This is a genomic window from Micromonospora inositola, from assembly GCF_900090285.1.
Lineage (GTDB): Bacteria > Actinomycetota > Actinomycetes > Mycobacteriales > Micromonosporaceae > Micromonospora > Micromonospora inositola.
Genome location: NZ_LT607754.1, coordinates 6,006,192 through 6,022,163 on the forward strand (window position 1 = coordinate 6,006,192; position 15,972 = coordinate 6,022,163).

At 72.9% G+C, this 15,972-nt stretch carries 13 protein-coding genes; 2 read left to right on the plus strand and 11 right to left on the minus strand.

Annotated features, from left to right (window positions below; all coding sequences use genetic code 11):
• Positions 1-24: 24 nt before the first annotated feature.
• The 8 genes from GA0070613_RS28670 to ruvC all read right to left on the minus strand — a co-directional run bounded on the left by GA0070613_RS28670 (position 25) and on the right by ruvC (position 9,453).
• Complete coding sequence (locus GA0070613_RS28670) at positions 25-2,514, minus strand: RelA/SpoT family protein (protein WP_089015119.1); 2,490 nt, start codon at positions 2,512-2,514, stop codon at positions 25-27.
• Positions 2,515-2,733: 219 nt separating this feature from the next.
• Positions 2,734-3,300, minus strand: a complete 567-nt coding sequence (locus GA0070613_RS28675; protein WP_089015120.1) for an adenine phosphoribosyltransferase — start codon at positions 3,298-3,300, stop codon at positions 2,734-2,736.
• Positions 3,301-3,401: 101 nt separating this feature from the next.
• A complete protein-coding gene (secF, locus tag GA0070613_RS28680) occupies positions 3,402-4,589 on the minus strand; it encodes a protein translocase subunit SecF (RefSeq protein ID WP_089015121.1) in 1,188 nt (395 codons plus the stop codon).
• A gap of 1 nt (position 4,590) precedes the next feature.
• A complete protein-coding gene (secD, locus tag GA0070613_RS28685; RefSeq protein WP_172875917.1) occupies positions 4,591-6,558 on the minus strand; it encodes a protein translocase subunit SecD in 1,968 nt (655 codons plus the stop codon).
• Between the two features lie 220 nt (positions 6,559-6,778).
• Entirely contained in the window at positions 6,779-7,072 is a 294-nt protein-coding gene (gene yajC, locus GA0070613_RS28690; RefSeq protein ID WP_089015123.1) for a preprotein translocase subunit YajC, read from the minus strand.
• Between the two features lie 193 nt (positions 7,073-7,265).
• On the minus strand, positions 7,266-8,330 hold the full coding sequence (gene ruvB / locus GA0070613_RS28695) for a Holliday junction branch migration DNA helicase RuvB (protein WP_089015124.1): 1,065 nt from the start codon (positions 8,328-8,330) through the stop codon (positions 7,266-7,268).
• Positions 8,327-8,929: a Holliday junction branch migration protein RuvA gene (gene ruvA / locus GA0070613_RS28700; RefSeq protein WP_089015125.1), complete on the minus strand. Its 603-nt coding sequence runs from the start codon at positions 8,927-8,929 to the stop codon at positions 8,327-8,329. Before ruvA ends, ruvB begins: the two co-directional genes overlap by 4 nt.
• A complete protein-coding gene (gene ruvC, locus GA0070613_RS28705; RefSeq protein WP_089015126.1) occupies positions 8,929-9,453 on the minus strand; it encodes a crossover junction endodeoxyribonuclease RuvC in 525 nt (174 codons plus the stop codon). Before ruvC ends, ruvA begins: the two co-directional genes overlap by 1 nt.
• A 255-nt stretch (positions 9,454-9,708) precedes the next feature.
• Between ruvC and GA0070613_RS28710 the strand changes: the two genes are divergently transcribed.
• Positions 9,709-10,491, plus strand: a complete 783-nt coding sequence (locus GA0070613_RS28710) for a 3-hydroxybutyrate dehydrogenase (RefSeq protein WP_089015127.1) — start codon at positions 9,709-9,711, stop codon at positions 10,489-10,491.
• A 14-nt stretch (positions 10,492-10,505) separates the two neighbouring features.
• Complete coding sequence (locus tag GA0070613_RS28715; RefSeq protein ID WP_089015128.1) at positions 10,506-12,425, plus strand: helix-turn-helix domain-containing protein; 1,920 nt, start codon at positions 10,506-10,508, stop codon at positions 12,423-12,425.
• A gap of 160 nt (positions 12,426-12,585) precedes the next feature.
• On the opposite strand, the gene GA0070613_RS28720 is transcribed toward GA0070613_RS28715, so the two are convergent.
• From GA0070613_RS28720 to GA0070613_RS28730, 3 genes are all read right to left on the minus strand, one after another.
• Positions 12,586-13,194: a TetR/AcrR family transcriptional regulator gene (locus GA0070613_RS28720; RefSeq protein WP_089015129.1), complete on the minus strand. Its 609-nt coding sequence runs from the start codon at positions 13,192-13,194 to the stop codon at positions 12,586-12,588.
• A gap of 11 nt (positions 13,195-13,205) precedes the next feature.
• Positions 13,206-14,774, minus strand: a complete 1,569-nt coding sequence (locus GA0070613_RS28725) for an MFS transporter (protein ID WP_089015130.1) — start codon at positions 14,772-14,774, stop codon at positions 13,206-13,208.
• Between the two features lie 121 nt (positions 14,775-14,895).
• Positions 14,896-15,957 (minus strand): FAD-dependent monooxygenase, encoded by a 1,062-nt coding sequence (locus GA0070613_RS28730; RefSeq protein WP_089015131.1) that lies wholly within the window; start codon positions 15,955-15,957, stop codon positions 14,896-14,898.
• Positions 15,958-15,972 lie beyond the last annotated feature (15 nt).

A 15,972-nucleotide genomic window follows, 5' to 3' on the forward strand; every position in this document is an offset into this window, starting at 1 on the left:
GGCGGGCGCTTTCGTGTCCCTGCCTCAGGCGCCCGAGGTGACCCGGTACGCGTCGAAGACGCCGTCGACCTTCCGCACCGCGGCCAGCAGGTGGCCCAGGTGCTTCGGGTCGGCCATCTCGAAGCTGAACCGGCTCACCGCCACCCGGTCCCGCGTGGTGGTGACGGTGGCGGAGAGGATGTTCACCCGCTCCTCCGACAGCACCCGGGTCACGTCGGCCAGCAGCTTGTGCCGGTCCAGCGCCTCGACCTGGATGGCGACGAGGAAGGTGGAGGCGGAGGTGAGCTTCCAGCTCACCTCGACCACCCGCTCGCTCTGCGCCCGCAGGTCCTCGGCGTTGGCGCAGTCGTCCCGGTGCACGCTCACCCCGCCGGAGCGGGTGACGAAGCCGAAGACCGCGTCCGGCGGCACCGGGGTGCAGCAGCGGGCCAGCTTGATCCAGACGTCGCTGACGCCGCGGACCACCACACCGGGGTCGCTGCTGCTCTGCCGGCTGTGCGGCGGCCGGGTGGCGACGGCGGTCTCGGCGATGTCCTCCGCCGCGCCCTCCTCGCCGCCGTAGGTGGCCATCAGCTTCTGCACGACCGACTGGGCGGAGACCTGGCTGTCGCCGACCGCCGCGTACAGCGAGGCGACGTCGGCCAGGTGCAGGTCCCGGGCGATCGCCATCAGCGCGTCCGAGGTGAGCATCCGCTGCAACGGCATGCCCTGCTTGCGCATCGCCTTGACGATCGAGTCCTTGCCGGCCTCGATCGCCTCCTCGCGCCGCTCCTTGTTGAAGTACTGGCGGATCTTGGTGCGGGCGCGCGGGCTCTTGACGAAGCCGAGCCAGTCCTGCGTCGGGCCCGCCGTGTCCGACTTCGAGGTGAAGATCTCGATCACGTCGCCGTTGGACAGCGTCGACTCCAGCGGCACCAGCTTGCCGTTGACCCGGGCGCCGATGCACTTGTGCCCGACCTCGGTGTGCACCGCGTACGCGAAGTCCACCGGCGTCGACCCGGTCGGCAGCGGGATGACGTCACCCTTCGGGGTGAAGACGTACACCTCCTGGCTGGACAGGTCGAAGCGGAGCGCGTCGAGGAATTCGCTCGGGTCGGCCGCCTCCCGCTGCCAGTCCAGCAGCTGGCGCAGCCAGGTCATCTCGTCGATGTGCGCCGGCGGGCCGACGATCTGGGTGCCCTTGTGCTCCTTGTACTTCCAGTGTGCGGCGATACCGAACTCGGCGGTGCGGTGCATCGCGTACGTGCGGATCTGCATCTCCACCGGCTTGCCGGTGGGCCCGATGACCGTCGTGTGCAACGACTGGTACATGTTGAACTTGGGCATCGCGATGTAGTCCTTGAACCGGCCCGGCACCGGCTGCCAGTTGGCGTGGATGACGCCCAGCGCCGCATAGCAGTCCCGCACCGTGTCGACCAGGATCCGCACCCCGACCAGGTCGTAGATGTCGTTGAAGTCGCGGCCCCGCACGATCATCTTCTGGTAGATCGAGTAGAGGTGCTTCGGCCGGCCGGTGGTCTCCGCCTTGATCTTGGCGGCCTTCAGGTCGGTCGACACCTTCTGGGTGACCTGACGCAGCAGCGCCTCCCGCTGCGGCTGGTGCTCCCCGATCAGGCGGTTGATCTCCTCGTACCGCTTCGGGAAGAGCGTGCCGAAGGCGAGATCCTCCAGCTCCCACTTGATGGTGTTCATACCGAGCCGGTGCGCGAGGGGCGCCAGGATCTCCAGCGTTTCCTTCGCCTTCTGCTCCTGCTTCGGGCGGGGCAGGAAGGTGAGGGTACGCATGTTGTGCAGCCGGTCGGCCAGCTTGATCACCAGCACCCGCGGGTCCTTGGCCATCGCCACGACCATCTTGCGGATCGTCTCCGCCTTGGCCGCGTCACCCAGCTTGACCTTGTCGAGCTTCGTCACGCCGTCGACCAGGAGGGTCACCTCCGGGCCGAAGTCCGCCCGCATCTGGTCGAGGGTGTACTCGGTGTCCTCGATGGTGTCGTGCAGCAGCGCGGCGACCAGGGTGGTGGTGTCCATGCCCAGGTTGCCCAGGATCGTCGCCACCGCGAGCGGGTGGGTGATGTACGGGTCACCGGACTTGCGGTACTGACCGGAATGCCAGCGCGCCGCGGTGTCGAACGCCCGCTGCAGCAGCCGGGCGTCGGCCTTGGGGTGGTTCTCCCGGTGGGTGGCGATCAGCGGTTCGAGCACCTCGCTGACCTGCGAGGTCTGCCAGGGCGCGTTGAACCGGGCCAGTCGGGCGCGAACCCGCCGGCCGGTCGGCGCGTTGGACAGCGCGAAACCACCGCTCGGCGAGGGATCGGCCGAGCCGTCGGTCGGGAACGGCACCACGACCGCCCCGCCGGGCGACGTGCCACCGTCCGGGCCGGCGTCGGGGGCGACGCCGCTGCCAGAGCCCGTCACCCGGGCCGGCGGGTTGCCGCTCCGCTCGGTCACCGAGCCGTCCGCCTCGCCTGTCGGGTGCACCGTGCCCTCCACCGGAGGGACGACATCGTGGGACACCGGCCTCCTCACCGCTCGCCGGGGTGCGCCGACCGTACGGCCGACGTTCGGTTCAACCGGCTGTGGGGCCGGTGTTGTTCCGCGCCGACCCGCGGCCGGCGGTCTTCCCACCGCCGGACGGTCGCCCGCCCGGTCAGCAAAGGGCAATGCTACCCGCACGCAGGGTGCCCCGCCGCTCCGCCGGACGGTCTGCGCGGGCTCCGCCCGAGGGGCGCTGCATCAAACGGTCAGCAAGGCATGGACCGGACGCGGGGCGAGCCGCTCCCGCCCCTTCAGGAAGGCCAGCTCCAGCAGCACGGTGAAACCGGCGACCGTGCCGCCGGCCCGCTCCACCAGGTCGAGGGTGGCCTCGGCGGTGCCGCCGGTGGCGAGCACGTCGTCGACGACCAGCACCCGGTGTCCGGCGGTGAAGGCGTCCTGGTGCACCTCCAGGGTCGCCTCGCCGTACTCCAGGTCGTAGGAGACCGAGTACGCGGGGCGGGGCAGCTTGCCGGCCTTGCGCACCGGCACCACGCCGACCCCGGTGGCGTACGCGATGGCGGCGGCGATCACGAAGCCGCGCGCCTCGATGCCGACCACCGCGTCGAACGAGTCACGCCCGTGGTACGTGACGATCCCGTCGATCACCTCGCGGAACACGTCACCGTCGGCGAAGAGCGGCATCAGGTCCTTGAACTTGACGCCGGGCTTCGGGAAGTCCGGCACGTCCAGCACCCGGCTGGCCACCAGCCGGGCGACCTCCGGGCCGCTGTCTCCCCGTACCCCGGTGCTGTGGGTCTCCGTCACGGTTGTCCCGCTTCCCTTCCGACGACGACGGCGTCCGCCATGCTGCTCGCACAGCATGGCGGACGCCGTCAGGTCGATCGCTACCGGGTCCGGCGGACCGGTCAGCGGCGCTTGGCGCCGCCCGGCCGGTTGCCCCCGCCGCCGGGACGACCGCCCCGGGCGCCGGTCGGGCGCTTGCCGGCCGGTCGGACGCCCACCTTCGGCGCCGAGCCGGCCAGCGCCGCCGCCTCCGGGTCGATGGCCGCCTCGCCGGCCTCGGCGGCCCGCGGCGCGCCCTTCGGGGCCACCTCGCCCCGGGCGACCGCGCCGCGGCGGGCCAGCACCCGCTTGTTGTGCGCGCTGATCCGCGGGTCCTGGTTCTTCAGCAGCACCAGCAGCGGGGTGGCCAGCAGGATGGAGGTCAGGAACGCCACCGCCATACCCACGAAGAGCACCAGACCGAGGTCCTTCAGCGTGCCCGCGCCCAACAGGCCGGCGCCGATGAAGAGCAGGCCGCCGACCGGGAGCAGGGCGACCACCGAGGTGTTCAGGGACCGCATCAGGCTCTGGTTCAGAGCCAGGTTGGACGCCTCGCCGTAGGTCAGGTTGTTGTTCGCGGTGATGCCCCGGGTGTTCTCCTGAACCTTGTCGAAGACCACCACCACGTCGTACAGCGCGAAGCCCAGGATGGTGAGGAAGCCGATGATCGTCGACGGGGTGACCTCGAAGCCGACCATCGAGTAGATGCCGGCGGTGAGGATCAGGTTCATGAACAGCGAGCTGATCGCGGCGACGGCCATCCGCCACTCGAAGCGCAGGATCAGGTAGATCGCCACCACCACGAGGAAGATGACCAGGCCGAGCAGCGCACGTTCGGTCACCTGGCCACCGAACGACGCACTGACCTGGTTCGCGCCGACCTGCTCGAACTTGAGCCCGAACTTCTGGGCGATCTCGGTCTTCACCTCGTTCGACTGCTGGGGCGTCAGCTCCGAGGTGCGCATCTCGTACGAGTCGCCGTTGGTGCCGCCGACCTTCTGCGCGGTGGCCACCTCGGCGCCGCCACCCTTGGTCCGCAGCACGTCGTTCACCTGCTGCTCGGTCTCGTCCAGGGTGCCGACGCTGGCCGGCACCTGGAGCGAGGTGCCGCCGGCGAACTCGATGCCCAGGCTGAAGCCGCGCACGGCGAAGCTCAGCACGGCGATCAGCACCAGCGCGGCGGCGACACCGAACCACAGCTTGCGCCGACCGACGATGTTGAGATCGGCCTCGCCCCGGTAGAGCCGGGACGCCAGACCACTCTTAGCCATCTCAGGCCTCCTTGACGCGCGGGTTACGGACGGTGGCCTGCTCGGCCGACCGGGCCGGCAGGGCCCGACCGAGGCCGCTGACCCGCGGGGACAGGAACGCCCGGCTCCGGGCGAACATCGTCATGATCGGGTGACGGAAGAGGAAGACGACCACCAGGTCGAGCACGGTCGCCAGGCCGAGGGCGAAGGCGAAGCCCTTCACCGTGCCGACCGAGACGATGTACAGCACCACGGCGGACATCAGGGTGATGGAGTTCGCCGAGATGATCGTCCGGCGGGCCCGGACCCAGGCACGGGGCACGGCGCTGCGCGGGCTGCGACCCTCGCGGATCTCGTCCTTGAGGCGCTCGAAGTAGATGACGAACGAGTCCGCCGCCACACCGAGCGAGACGATCATGCCGGCGATGCCGGCGAGGGTGAGGGTGAAGCCGATCGACCGGCCGAGCACCACCAGCGCGCCGAAGACCAGCAGCGCGGAGAGCACCAGGCTCAGGAAGATCACCGAGCCGAGCAGCCGGTAGTAGAAGAACGAGTAGATGATGACCAGCAGCATGCCGATGCCGGCGGCGAGCAGACCGGCCCGCAGCTGGCTCTCGCCCAGTGTGGCCGTCACGTTCTGCTTCTCCTGCTGCACGAAGGTCACCGGCAGCGCGCCGTAGCGCAGCTGGCTGGCCAGCGCGTTGGCGGCCTTGTTGTCGAAGTTGCCGGTGATCTGCGAGTCGCCGGTCAGCACGCCCTGGATCTCCGGCGAGGAGACGATCTGGTTGTCCAGGACCACCGCGACGCGGCACTTGCCGTCCTGCCCGAGGGCGGTCTGGTCGCAGGCCTGGCCCTCGTTGTTGAACGCCTCGCGGGTCAGGTTGGTCCAGTGCTCCTGCCCCTTGCCGGTGAAGTTCAGGCTGACCACCCAGGAGCTGGTCTGGTCGAGCTGGGCGGAGGCGTCCTTGACGTCGGTGCCGACCACCTTCGCCACGTCCAGCAGGTACTTCGCGCCGCTCTCGCAGGCGACGGCCCGCTGCTTCTCGTCCTTGATCGAGGCCGGCGGCCGCTTGTCGAGCTGAGCGCAGGTGATGGTCGGGACGTTGAACTGCATGTCCACCGGCAGCACCGCGATCTCCTGCGGGGAGAGCGCGCCGAAGGGCTTCAGCTTCTCGACCAGCGACGGGTCGGCGGAGACGTCGGCCGGGGCCTTCAGGGCGGTGCCGGCGGCCCACGCGGCCGGGCCGACCTTCTGCTCGACGGCCTTGCGCTGCTGCTCGACGCTCTGCGGCACCGGCTCCGGGCTGGCGCTCGGCGACGGCGCGGCGGCGCTCGCCGACGGCGTCGGTGCGGCGGCGCTGGCACTCGGCGTCGGTGCGGCGGCGCTGGCACTCGGCGTCGGTGCGGCGGCGCTGGCACTCGGCGTCGGGGCCATCCCGCCCTGCCCGCCAGCGCTCGGCGACGCGGTGGCCTTCGGGGCGCTGGCCGACGGCTTCGGGGAGGCGCTGCCCGACGGGTTCGGCGTCGCGCTGCCGGACGGGGCCGGGGTCGCGCTGGCGGTCGGCGCCGGGGCGGCGGCCGCGCCACTGCCGTCGGTCGCCTTGAGCACCTTGCGGAACCGCAGCTCGGCGGCGCTGCCGACGTCGGTCAGGTCCCGGTTCACACCGGGCAGGGAGATGACGATGTTCCGGTTGCCCTCGGTGACCACCTCGGCCTCGGCCACGCCGTAGCCGTTGACCCGGTTCTCGATGATCTGGCGCGCCTCCTCGAGGTTGGCGGCCGTCGGAGGCTTGCCGTCCACGCTGTTGGTGGCCTCGAGCGCCACCCGGGTGCCGCCGATCAGGTCCTGGCCGAGCCGCGGCTCCAGCCGGTCCTTCCAGCCACCGCTGGCGCCGCCCGAGAAGAACACCAAAAGATAGAGGACGACGAAGATGAACCCGAGAACGGCGAGCTGCCGTCCGGGGCGCATCTGTCCCTGAGGTGGTGCCACGGCTGTCCTGTCTCCCTGTACGGTCGCGCCGCTGAGGCAGCGGCGACGAAAGTCGGGCCGGGGGTGTCCGGCCGACTGATCTGGCGGGTCGACGCCGCCGGCCGACACGCCTCCGGGTCACGACGCGGCGGCGTCGGGGGGAGTTCCGCGTGTCGGCGTCGGGCGCCGACCCAACTATCCACTTGTGGGGAAGAGTCCGCTGCCCCTTCGGGGCGGTCGGTCACTCCTTGACGGCGTCGGCTTCCTCGGCCACCGGCTCGGTCGCCTCCGGGCGCTCGGCCCGGGTGGTCACCCGCGCGATGGCCGGCCGGGCGTACCGGGTCTGGACGCCGGGGGCGACCTCGAGCAGAACGGTGTCGTCGTCCACCTCGGTGACCGTGCCGTAGAGGCCGCCGATGGTCACCACCTCGTCGCCCTGGCCGAGCTCGGACTGCATCTGCTCGGCCTCACGGCGGCGCTTCTGCTGGGGGCGGATCATCATGAAGTACATGACGCCGAAGAGCAGGGCGATCATGAGGATCGGCGTGAGGCCGCCGGCTCCTCCACCACCCGCTGCAAGGTAAAGCACGGTTGTCGACCTTCCCATTGGCCTCCAACCAGCACGAGGGGTGCCGGAGCGGAGGCGGAATCTCACGTCCTGTACAGACCGCGGCGAAGTCTAATCCCTGCACCTGAGAACACCGAATGCGGCACAGATCACGTTCGGATCACGGCTGATCGGGCTGTGCGGAGAAGAGATCGGGCACGGACGGGGCATCGGTGCCAAATGTACCATTCGGCGGCGTACGCCCCAGATGGCGCCAGGCGGCCTCGGTCGCGACCCGGCCCCGCGGCGTGCGCGCCAGCAGCCCCGCCCGGACCAGGAACGGCTCGCAGACCTCCTCGACGGTGTCCGGCTGCTCCCCCACCGCCACCGCGAGGGTGGAGAGCCCGACCGGGCCGCCCCGGAACGAGTCGACCAGCGCGGTCAGCACCGCCCGGTCCAGCCGGTCCAGGCCCAGCGCGTCGACGTCGTACACGGTCAGCGCGGCCCGGGCGGTCTCCAGGGTGACCACGCCGTCGGCCCGGACCTCGGCGAAGTCCCGCACCCGGCGCAGCAGTCGGTTGGCGATCCGCGGGGTGCCCCGGGACCGGCCGGCGATCTCGGCCGCGCCCTCCTCGGTGATCGGCACGCCGAGGATCCGCGCCGAGCGGCGCAGCAGCGTCTCCAGGTCGGCCGGGGCGTAGAAGTCGAGGTGGGCCACGAAGCCGAAGCGGTCCCGCATCGGCCCGGTGAGCAGACCGGACCGGGTGGTCGCGCCGACCAGCGTGAACGGCTCGACGTCGAGCGGGATGGCGGTGGCGCCCGGACCCTTGCCGACCACCACGTCGACCCGGAAGTCCTCCATCGCGCTGTAGAGCAGCTCCTCCGCCGGCTTGGCGATCCGGTGGATCTCGTCGATGAAGAGCACGTCGCCCTCGGCGAGGCTGGTCACGATGGCCGCCAGGTCGCCGGAGCGCTCGATCGCCGGGCCGCTGGTCACCCGGATGCCGGCGCCCAGCTCCGCGGCGACGATGTTGGCCAGACTGGTCTTGCCGAGGCCAGGAGGTCCGGACAGCAGGATGTGATCCGGCGGGGAGCCGCGCCGCATCGCGCCCTGCAGCAGCAGGTCGAGCTGGTCCCGGACCCTGTCCTGCGCGATGAACTCGGAGAGGCGCTTCGGCCGGACGCTGGCCTCAGCGTCGAGTTCGGCGTCGCTGACGTACGCCGAGACCAGGTTCTCCCCCGTCATCGCGTGCGGCCCAGGAGGCGGATGGCCTGCTTGAGCAGGACCGGCACCGGCGGGGTCTCCCCGTCGACGGTCTCCCCGACCGCGGCCACCGCCTGCTCGGCCTGGGCGCTGGTCCAGCCGAGCCCGACCAGCGCCTGGCGGACCTGCTCGGGCCAGGCGCCGCCGGTCACCCCGGCCGCGCCGTCGACGCCGATCGGCACCGGACCGATCCGGTCGCGCAGCTCGAGGACCAGCCGCTCGGCGCCCTTCTTGCCGATGCCCGGCACCCGGGTCAGCGCGGCGGTGTCGGCGTTGGCGATGGCCTTGCGGACCGCGTCCGGGGTGTGCACGGCGAGCACCGCCTGGGCCAGCCGCGGGCCGACCCCGCTGGCGGTCTGGAGCAGCTCGAAGAGCTGCTTGGCGTCGTCGTCGGCGAAGCCGTACAGGGTGAGCGAGTCCTCCCGGACGACCAGGCTGGTGGCCAGCCAGGCCGGCTGGCCGACCCGCAGCTCGGCGAGGGTGCCGGGGGCGCACTGCACCGCCAGGCCGATCCCGCCGACCTCCACCACCGCATGGTCGGGACCGGTCGCGGTCACCGTGCCGCGCACGCTGGCGATCATCACGCTCCTCCTCGTCGTGCCCGCTCGGCCGCGGCGGCCAGCTTCGATCGGGTCCCGCCCCGCCACACGTGGCAGATGGCCAGGGCCAGGGCGTCGGCGGCGTCGGCCGGCTTCGGCGGCTCGGCCAGCCGCAGCAGTCGGGTCACCATCGCCGTCATCTGCGCCTTGTCGGCCTGACCGGAGCCGGTCACCGCCGCCTTGACCTCGCTCGGGGTGTACGTCTGCACGGGCAGCCCGGCGCGCGCCCCGGCGAGCACGGCGATCCCACTGGCCTGGGCGGTGCCCATCACGGTGCGGACGTTGTGCTGGCTGAACACCCGCTCGACGGCGACCGCGTCCGGCCGATGCTCGGCCACCAGGTCGGTCAGCGAGCGGTCCAGGTGCAGCAGGCGCAGCGGCAGATCGTCGGCCGGGTCGGTGTAGACGACGTAGTAGGCGACCAGCGTGCAGGGCCGCCCCGGCACGCCCTCGACCACGCCGACCCCGCACCGGGTCAGCCCCGGGTCGACGCCGAGCACGCGCACGCCGCCTCCTCCCCCAGCCGTCAGCAGTACGTGTGTTCGACACCATACTGGTCGGCCCGCGCCGGCACCCGGCGGGACACGCCGACCCCGGCCCGGCGACCGGTCGGGCGACGCCACCGCCGGCACGGACGCGGTCGCCGCCCACCCCGGCCGTCCGTCCCCGCACTGCTCCCACCGCTCCCACACAGAACGACGGTGGAGTATGTGTCGCCGCCCCATGTGCCGCCGGCCACACAGCTCGTAACTTCTTGCGCCATGACGGCAGAACCCGTGGCGGTCCCCCACGTCGTACGCGTCGACCTCTCCGGTCGTAGCGCCCTGGTGACCGGTGGTGGCAGCGGCATCGGCCGGGCCTGCGCGCTGCGCCTGGCGGCGGCCGGCGCGAGCGTGCTGGTGGTCGACCGGAACGTGGAGGCGGCCAAGGCGGTGGCCGCCGAGGCGGGTGGCCGGGCCGAGGGGATCGACCTGGCCGACCCGGTCGCCGTGGATCGGCTCGAGACCGCCATCGACATCGTGGTGAACAACGCCGGCCTCCAGCACGTGGCGCCGGTCCAGGACTTCTCCAGGGAGCGCTTCGAGTACCTGCACCGGGTGATGGTGGAGGCGCCGTTCCTGCTCATCCGGCGGGTGCTGCCGCACATGTACGCCAACGGCTGGGGTCGGATCGTCAACATCTCCTCGGTGCACGGGCTGCGCGCCTCGCCGTACAAGGCGGCGTACGTGTCGGCCAAGCACGCCCTGGAGGGGCTGTCGAAGGTGGTCGCGCTGGAGGGCGCGGCGCACGGGGTGACGGCCAACTGCATCAACCCGGCGTACGTCCGGACGGCGCTGGTGGAGAGCCAGATCGCCGACCAGGCCGCCAGCCACGGCATCGGCGAGGACGAGGTGGTCGAGAAGATCATGCTGGCCCGGGCGGCGATCAAGCGGCTGATCGAGCCCGAGGAGGTGGCGGAACTGGTGGCGTACCTGTGCTCCCCGCCGGCCGCCTTCATCACCGGCGCCTCGATCGCCCTCGACGGGGGCTGGACGGCCAACTAGTGGCCTCGCGCACAATGTCGCTCATGTCGTCACCGGTCGAGTTCCTGGAGCTGCTGGCCCGGGAGGCCGCCGCGGTCGAGTTCGAGGGGCCGCTGGTGGCCGCCCGGGCCGCCGGCCTGCCGGCCGAGCGGCTCGCCGAGCTGGAGCAGGCGAAGGTGGTGGCGCTGCGCGTCCGCGCGCTGCTGGAACGCCGGCGCCGCCGGGAGATCGAGCTCTCCGGCCTGTACGACACGGCGAGCGACCTGGCCGGGCTGCGCGACCTGGACGACGTGCTGCGCGCGATCGTGCACCGGGCGCGGATCCTGCTCGGCACCGACGTGGCCTACATGACGCTCAACGACGACGAGCGCGGCGACACGTACATGCGGGTCACCGACGGCTCGATCTCGGCGCGCTTCCAGCGGCTGCGGCTGGAGATGGGCGACGGCCTGGGCGGCCTGGTGGCGCAGACCGGCACCCCGTACGTCACCTCCAACTACCAGGAGGACGAGCGGTTCAAGCACACCGGGGAGATCGACGGCGGGGTCGGCGAGGAGGGCCTGGTCGCCATCCTCGGCGTGCCGCTGCGGCTCGGCTCCAGCGTGATCGGCGTGCTGTACGCGGCCAACCGGTCGGCCCGGCCGTTCGCCCGGGAGGAGGTGTCGCTGCTGGTGTCGCTCGCGGCGCACGCGGCGGTGGCGATCGACACCGCCCGGCTGCTCGCGGAGACCCGCTCGGCGCTGGCGGAGCTGTCCGGGGCGAACGGCACCATCCGGGCGCACAGCAGCTCGGTGGAGCGGGCGGCCGCGGCCCACGACCGGATGACCGCGCTGGTGCTGCGCGGCGGCGGGGTGGAGGACGTGGCGGCCGCGGTGACGGACGTGCTGGGCGGGGCCCTGCTGGCGCTGGACGCCGAGGGACGCCAGCTCGCCCGGGTCGGGGAGATCGACGAGCCGGACCGGGCGGACATGGTGGAGGCGGTGGCCGCGTCGCGTACCGAGGGACGCAGCGTGCGCCGGGGGCCGCTCTGGTACGCCGCGGTGGTGGCGGGCGCGGAGAACCTGGGCGCGCTGGTGCTGCGCCCGGACGGCGAGCTGGTCGACGCGGACCAGCGGATCCTGGAGCGCGCCGCGCTGGTCACCGCGCTGTTGCTGCTGTTCCGCCGGACCGTCGCCGAGGCGGAGGGGCGGGTCCGGGGCGAGCTGCTCGACGACCTGATCGCCCGGCCGCTGCGCGACGCCGACGCGCTGCGCAGCCGGGCCCGCCGCCTCGGGGTGGACCTGGACGCCCCGCACGTGCTGGTGGCGGTCGGCGACGACGCGATCGCCGCGACCGGCTCGGCCCGGCAGCGGGTGCTCTCCTGGGCCACCACGTACGCCTCGACCCGCAGTGGGCTGGCGGCGGCGCGCGACGGTCGGGTGGTGCTGATGCTGCCCGGGCGGGACGCCGGCGGCAGCGCCCGGGCGGTGGCCCGGGACCTGTCCCGGGTGACCGGCCGCCCGGTGACCGCCGGCGCCAGCGGCCCGTCGGCCGGTCCGGCGTCGCTGGCCACCACCTTCGCCGAGGCGGAGCGCTGCCTCACCGCGCTGGGCGCGCTGGGCCGCTCCGGGCAGGGCGCGAGCACGGCCGAGCTGGGCTTCGTCGGGCTGCTGCTCGGCGCGGTCGGCGACTCCGGCGACCGGGACGTGGCCCGGTTCCTCACCACCACGGTGGGGCCGGTGGTCGACTACGACGCCCGGCGGGGCACCGCGCTGGTGAAGACCCTCGAGGCGTACTTCGGGGTGGGCGGCAGCCTGGCCCGCGCGGCGGAACTGCTGCACGTGCACGTCAACACGGTGACCCAGCGGTTGGAGCGGGTGGGGCAGCTGCTCGGCGCGGACTGGCAGAAGCCGGAGCGGGCGCTGGAGGTGCAGCTGGCGCTGCGCCTGCACCGCCTGCGTACGCCCACCGGTTGACCCCGGCCCGCGGCGACCGGGACCCGAACCGCGTCGCAGGCCGGACCGGCCGCCAGGTCGCCGACCTGGCGGCGTCCGGATCCTTCCGACACCCCCACATCGGCGACCTGGAGCGGAGCCTGAGCCGCGACCGGCCGGCCGGCCGGCGGAGTGGCGGGGTTCAGCGGGCGCGGATGCCGTCGAGGACGGCATCGACGATCCGATCGGGCAGAATGCGGTCGTCGAGCTCGGGGTGCCAGCGCAGCACCCGCTGGATCAGCATCGGCCCGGTGAGCAGCGCCATCGTGAGCTCGATGTCGAGGTCGGCCTGCAATTCGCCGCTGGCGACGCCCCGACGCAGGACCTCGCGCATCAGCTTCCGCCGGGGCTCGATGATGTTCTGGTAGAGCTGGAACTGGTCCGGGCTGCGGTTCACCTCGGGCACCAGGCAGGGCATGATCTTGGCGGCCCGGGGGTCGATGTTGTGCCCGACCGCGCCGACCAGCAGCACCAGGTCGTCCCGGACGGAGTGGCCGGCGGGCTGCGGCAGGATGCCCTTGAGCCGGCGCAGCGCGTCGACCAGCAGGGCGTCCTTGCCGGACCAGCGGCGGTAGATGGTGGCCTTGCCGACGCCGGCGCGGGCGGCGATCGCCTCGATGGAGAGCGTCTCGATGCTGCTGCCCTCGGCGAGCAGGTCGAGGGTCGCCTCGATGATGGCTTCGTCCGCGCGGAGGCTCCGCGGTCGCCCGGGCGACCGCGGAGCATCGGCGGTGGAAGTCATGTCAGACATTGTCGCCCAACCTAGGCGGTCCCGGCCAACTCCGGCTCGACGGCCGGTCGAGCCTCGGTCGGGCCGGCCGCCGGGCGACCCGGCATCCAGCGCAGCGCGATCAGGATGCCGAGCGCGGCCACCACCGCGGAGAGCCCGGCCGCCCAGTGCATCGCCGCGACGAACGAGTCGTTGGCCGCCGCGATCAGCTTGGGCGCCGCCGGCCCGAGCTGGGCTGCCGCCGCGTACGCGCCGGAGATGGACTCGTCGGCGGCATCCCGGGCCGGGGCGGGCAGGCCGGCGAGCGCCGAGGCGATGTCCTCCCGGTAGACCGCGGAGAGCACCGAGCCGAGCACCGCGACCCCCAGCGCGCCGGCGACCTGCCGGACGGTGTTGCTGACCGCCGAGCCGACGCCGGCCTTCTCCCGAGGCAGCGCCGACATGATCGATTCGGTCGCCGGCGGCATGATGTTCGCCATGCCGGTGCCCTGGACGAAGGTCAGGACCAGGACCACCCAGATCGGCGTGACCTCGTCGACGAAGACGAACGCGCCGAGCGCCACCGCGGTCAGCACGAGGCCGACCACCGCGACCGCCCGACCGCCGAAGCGGCGGACCATCGCCGCGCTGCGCGGCGCGAAGAACAGCTGCGCGGCGGCGAAGGGCAGGAAGAGCAGACCGGTCTCCAGGGGGCTGTAGCCCCGCACCAGCTGCAGGTAGAACGCGTTGAAGAACATCACGCCCATGGCGGCGAAGAAGACCAGCCCGACCAGCGCCACCGGGGCGGCGAAGCGGGGCACCCGGAACAGCCGGACGTCCAGGGACGGGTGGTCGCTGCGCAGCTCGTGGGAGATGAACCAGCCCAGCACGGCCAGGCCGCCGACGATCGACGCCCAGACCAGCGGCCGGTCGAAGCCGTGCTCGCCGCCGTCGATGATGCCGTAGGTGAGCGCGACCAGGCCGACCACCGAGAGCAGCACGCCGAGCAGGTCGACGCGGCCCGGGTTGGGGTCACGGGACTCGGGCACCAGGACGGCGACCAGCACCACGCCGATCGCCACCACCGGCACGTTGATCAGGAAGACCGAGCCCCACCAGTAGTGCTCGAGCAGGGCGCCGCCGAGGATCGGGCCGATCGCCACGGCGAGGCCGACCGCGCCGGCCCAGATGCCGATCGCCCGGCCACGCTCGCGCGGGTCGAAGACGTTGGAGATGATCGAGAGGGTGACCGGCATGATGGCCGCGCCGCCGACCCCCATCAGGGCGCGGGCGCCGATCAGCTGCGCCGGGCTCTGCGCGTACGCCGACAGCAGTGAGGCGAGGCCGAAGATGACCAGGCCGATCACGAGGAAGCGCCTGCGGCCGGCGCGGTCGCCGAGCACCCCGAAGGTGAAGAGCAGGCCGGCGAAGACCAGGGTGTAGGAGTTGATCGACCATTCGAGCTCGCCCTGGCTGGCCCCGAGGCCGTGCACCGGGTCGGCGAGGGTGCGCAGCGCGACGTTGAGGATGGTGTTGTCGAGGACGACCACGAGGAGGCTGATCACCAGCACCCCCAGGATCGCCCACCTCCTCGGATGTCCGGTGTTCTCGTGCGGTTCCATGTCCGGTTCTCCCCCCGGCTTCCCCCGCGTCGAAATACGATACGGGGCAGACTCGTAACGCTGCCGAGCGTAGGTGAGGGAGTTTCGATACGGAACCGGATCGTATCGTTTGTGTCCCAGCTCACCCCGGCGGGCCGGCCGCCAGCGCCAGCCGCAGCAGTGCGTCCCGCGCCGGCAGCAGGCGCCGGGTCTGCGACAACCGCCCCGCCCACCGGGCCGTCGCCGCGATCCGCCGGGTGGGCCCGCGGCGCCGGCGGTCGTACGCCCGGAGCGCGGCCGGCACGTCGTCCGTGGTGCGCAGGCACTCGGCCAGCGCCACCGCGTCGATCAGCGCCTGGCAGGCGCCCTGACCCAGGTCGGGGGTCATCGCGTGGGCGGCGTCGCCGAGCAGCGCCACCCGCCCGGCCACGTACGAGGGCAGCGGCGTCAGGTCGCGTACCTCGTGCCGGAGGACGCCGTCCGCGGTGAGCGCGGCCAGCAGCCGCGGGATCGGCTCGTGCCAGTCGCCGAAGAGCCGGCGCAACTCGGCCCGGTCGTCGGCGGGCGGCGGGTGCCCCTCGGGGAGGGCGACAGCCGCGTACCAGTTGGTCCGGCCCGGCCCCTCCGGGGTGAGGCCGAACTTGCGCCCACGCCCCCAGGTCTCGCCGCCGGTCGCCACCTCGACGTCGGCCACCCCGCGCCAGGCCACCGTCCCGGCGTACCGCAGCGGGTGCCGGTCGCCGTACAGCCCGGCCCGGACCACGCTGCCGATCCCGTCGGCCCCTACCACCAGGTCGTACGCCTCGACGAGGGCGGCCGGGTCGTAGACCGGCGCGCCGAACCGGACGATCCCCGGCGGCAGCGCCCCGGCGAGGACGGCGAGCAGCACCGGGCGGGTCACCAGGTGCACGGGCTCGCCGTGCCGGCGTTCCAGCCGCCCGACGTCGATGGTGGCGATCCGGGAGCCGTCCGGGCGGCGGATCACCCCGTCGCTCTGCCGGCGCCCCCGCCGCCGCACCTGCTCCCCCACGCCGAGAGCGTCGAGGGCCCGCAGCGCCGCCGGCCAGATGCCCAGCCCGGTGCCGGTCTCCGGCAGGCCGGCGGCCCGCTCGAGGACGGTCACCTCCCAGCCGGCCGAGTGCAGGCCGATCGCCGTCGCCAGCCCGCCGATCCCGCCACCCACCACCGCCGCGCGCATCCTCATGCCCGCACCCTACTA

Coding starts and splice junctions, on each gene's coding strand:
- secF (WP_089015121.1), bottom strand. CDS start 4,589: ATGGCTAAGAGTGGTCTGGCGTCCCGGCTCTACCGGGGCGAGGCCGAT.
- yajC (WP_089015123.1), bottom strand. CDS start 7,072: ATGATCGCCCTGCTCTTCGGCGTCATGTACTTCATGATGATCCGCCCC.
- ruvB (WP_089015124.1), bottom strand. CDS start 8,330: ATGACGGGGGAGAACCTGGTCTCGGCGTACGTCAGCGACGCCGAACTC.
- ruvA (WP_089015125.1), bottom strand. CDS start 8,929: ATGATCGCCAGCGTGCGCGGCACGGTGACCGCGACCGGTCCCGACCAT.
- GA0070613_RS28710 (WP_089015127.1), top strand. CDS start 9,709: ATGACGGCAGAACCCGTGGCGGTCCCCCACGTCGTACGCGTCGACCTC.
- GA0070613_RS28715 (WP_089015128.1), top strand. CDS start 10,506: ATGTCGCTCATGTCGTCACCGGTCGAGTTCCTGGAGCTGCTGGCCCGG.
- GA0070613_RS28720 (WP_089015129.1), bottom strand. CDS start 13,194: ATGTCTGACATGACTTCCACCGCCGATGCTCCGCGGTCGCCCGGGCGA.
- GA0070613_RS28725 (WP_089015130.1), bottom strand. CDS start 14,774: ATGGAACCGCACGAGAACACCGGACATCCGAGGAGGTGGGCGATCCTG.
- GA0070613_RS28730 (WP_089015131.1), bottom strand. CDS start 15,957: ATGAGGATGCGCGCGGCGGTGGTGGGTGGCGGGATCGGCGGGCTGGCG.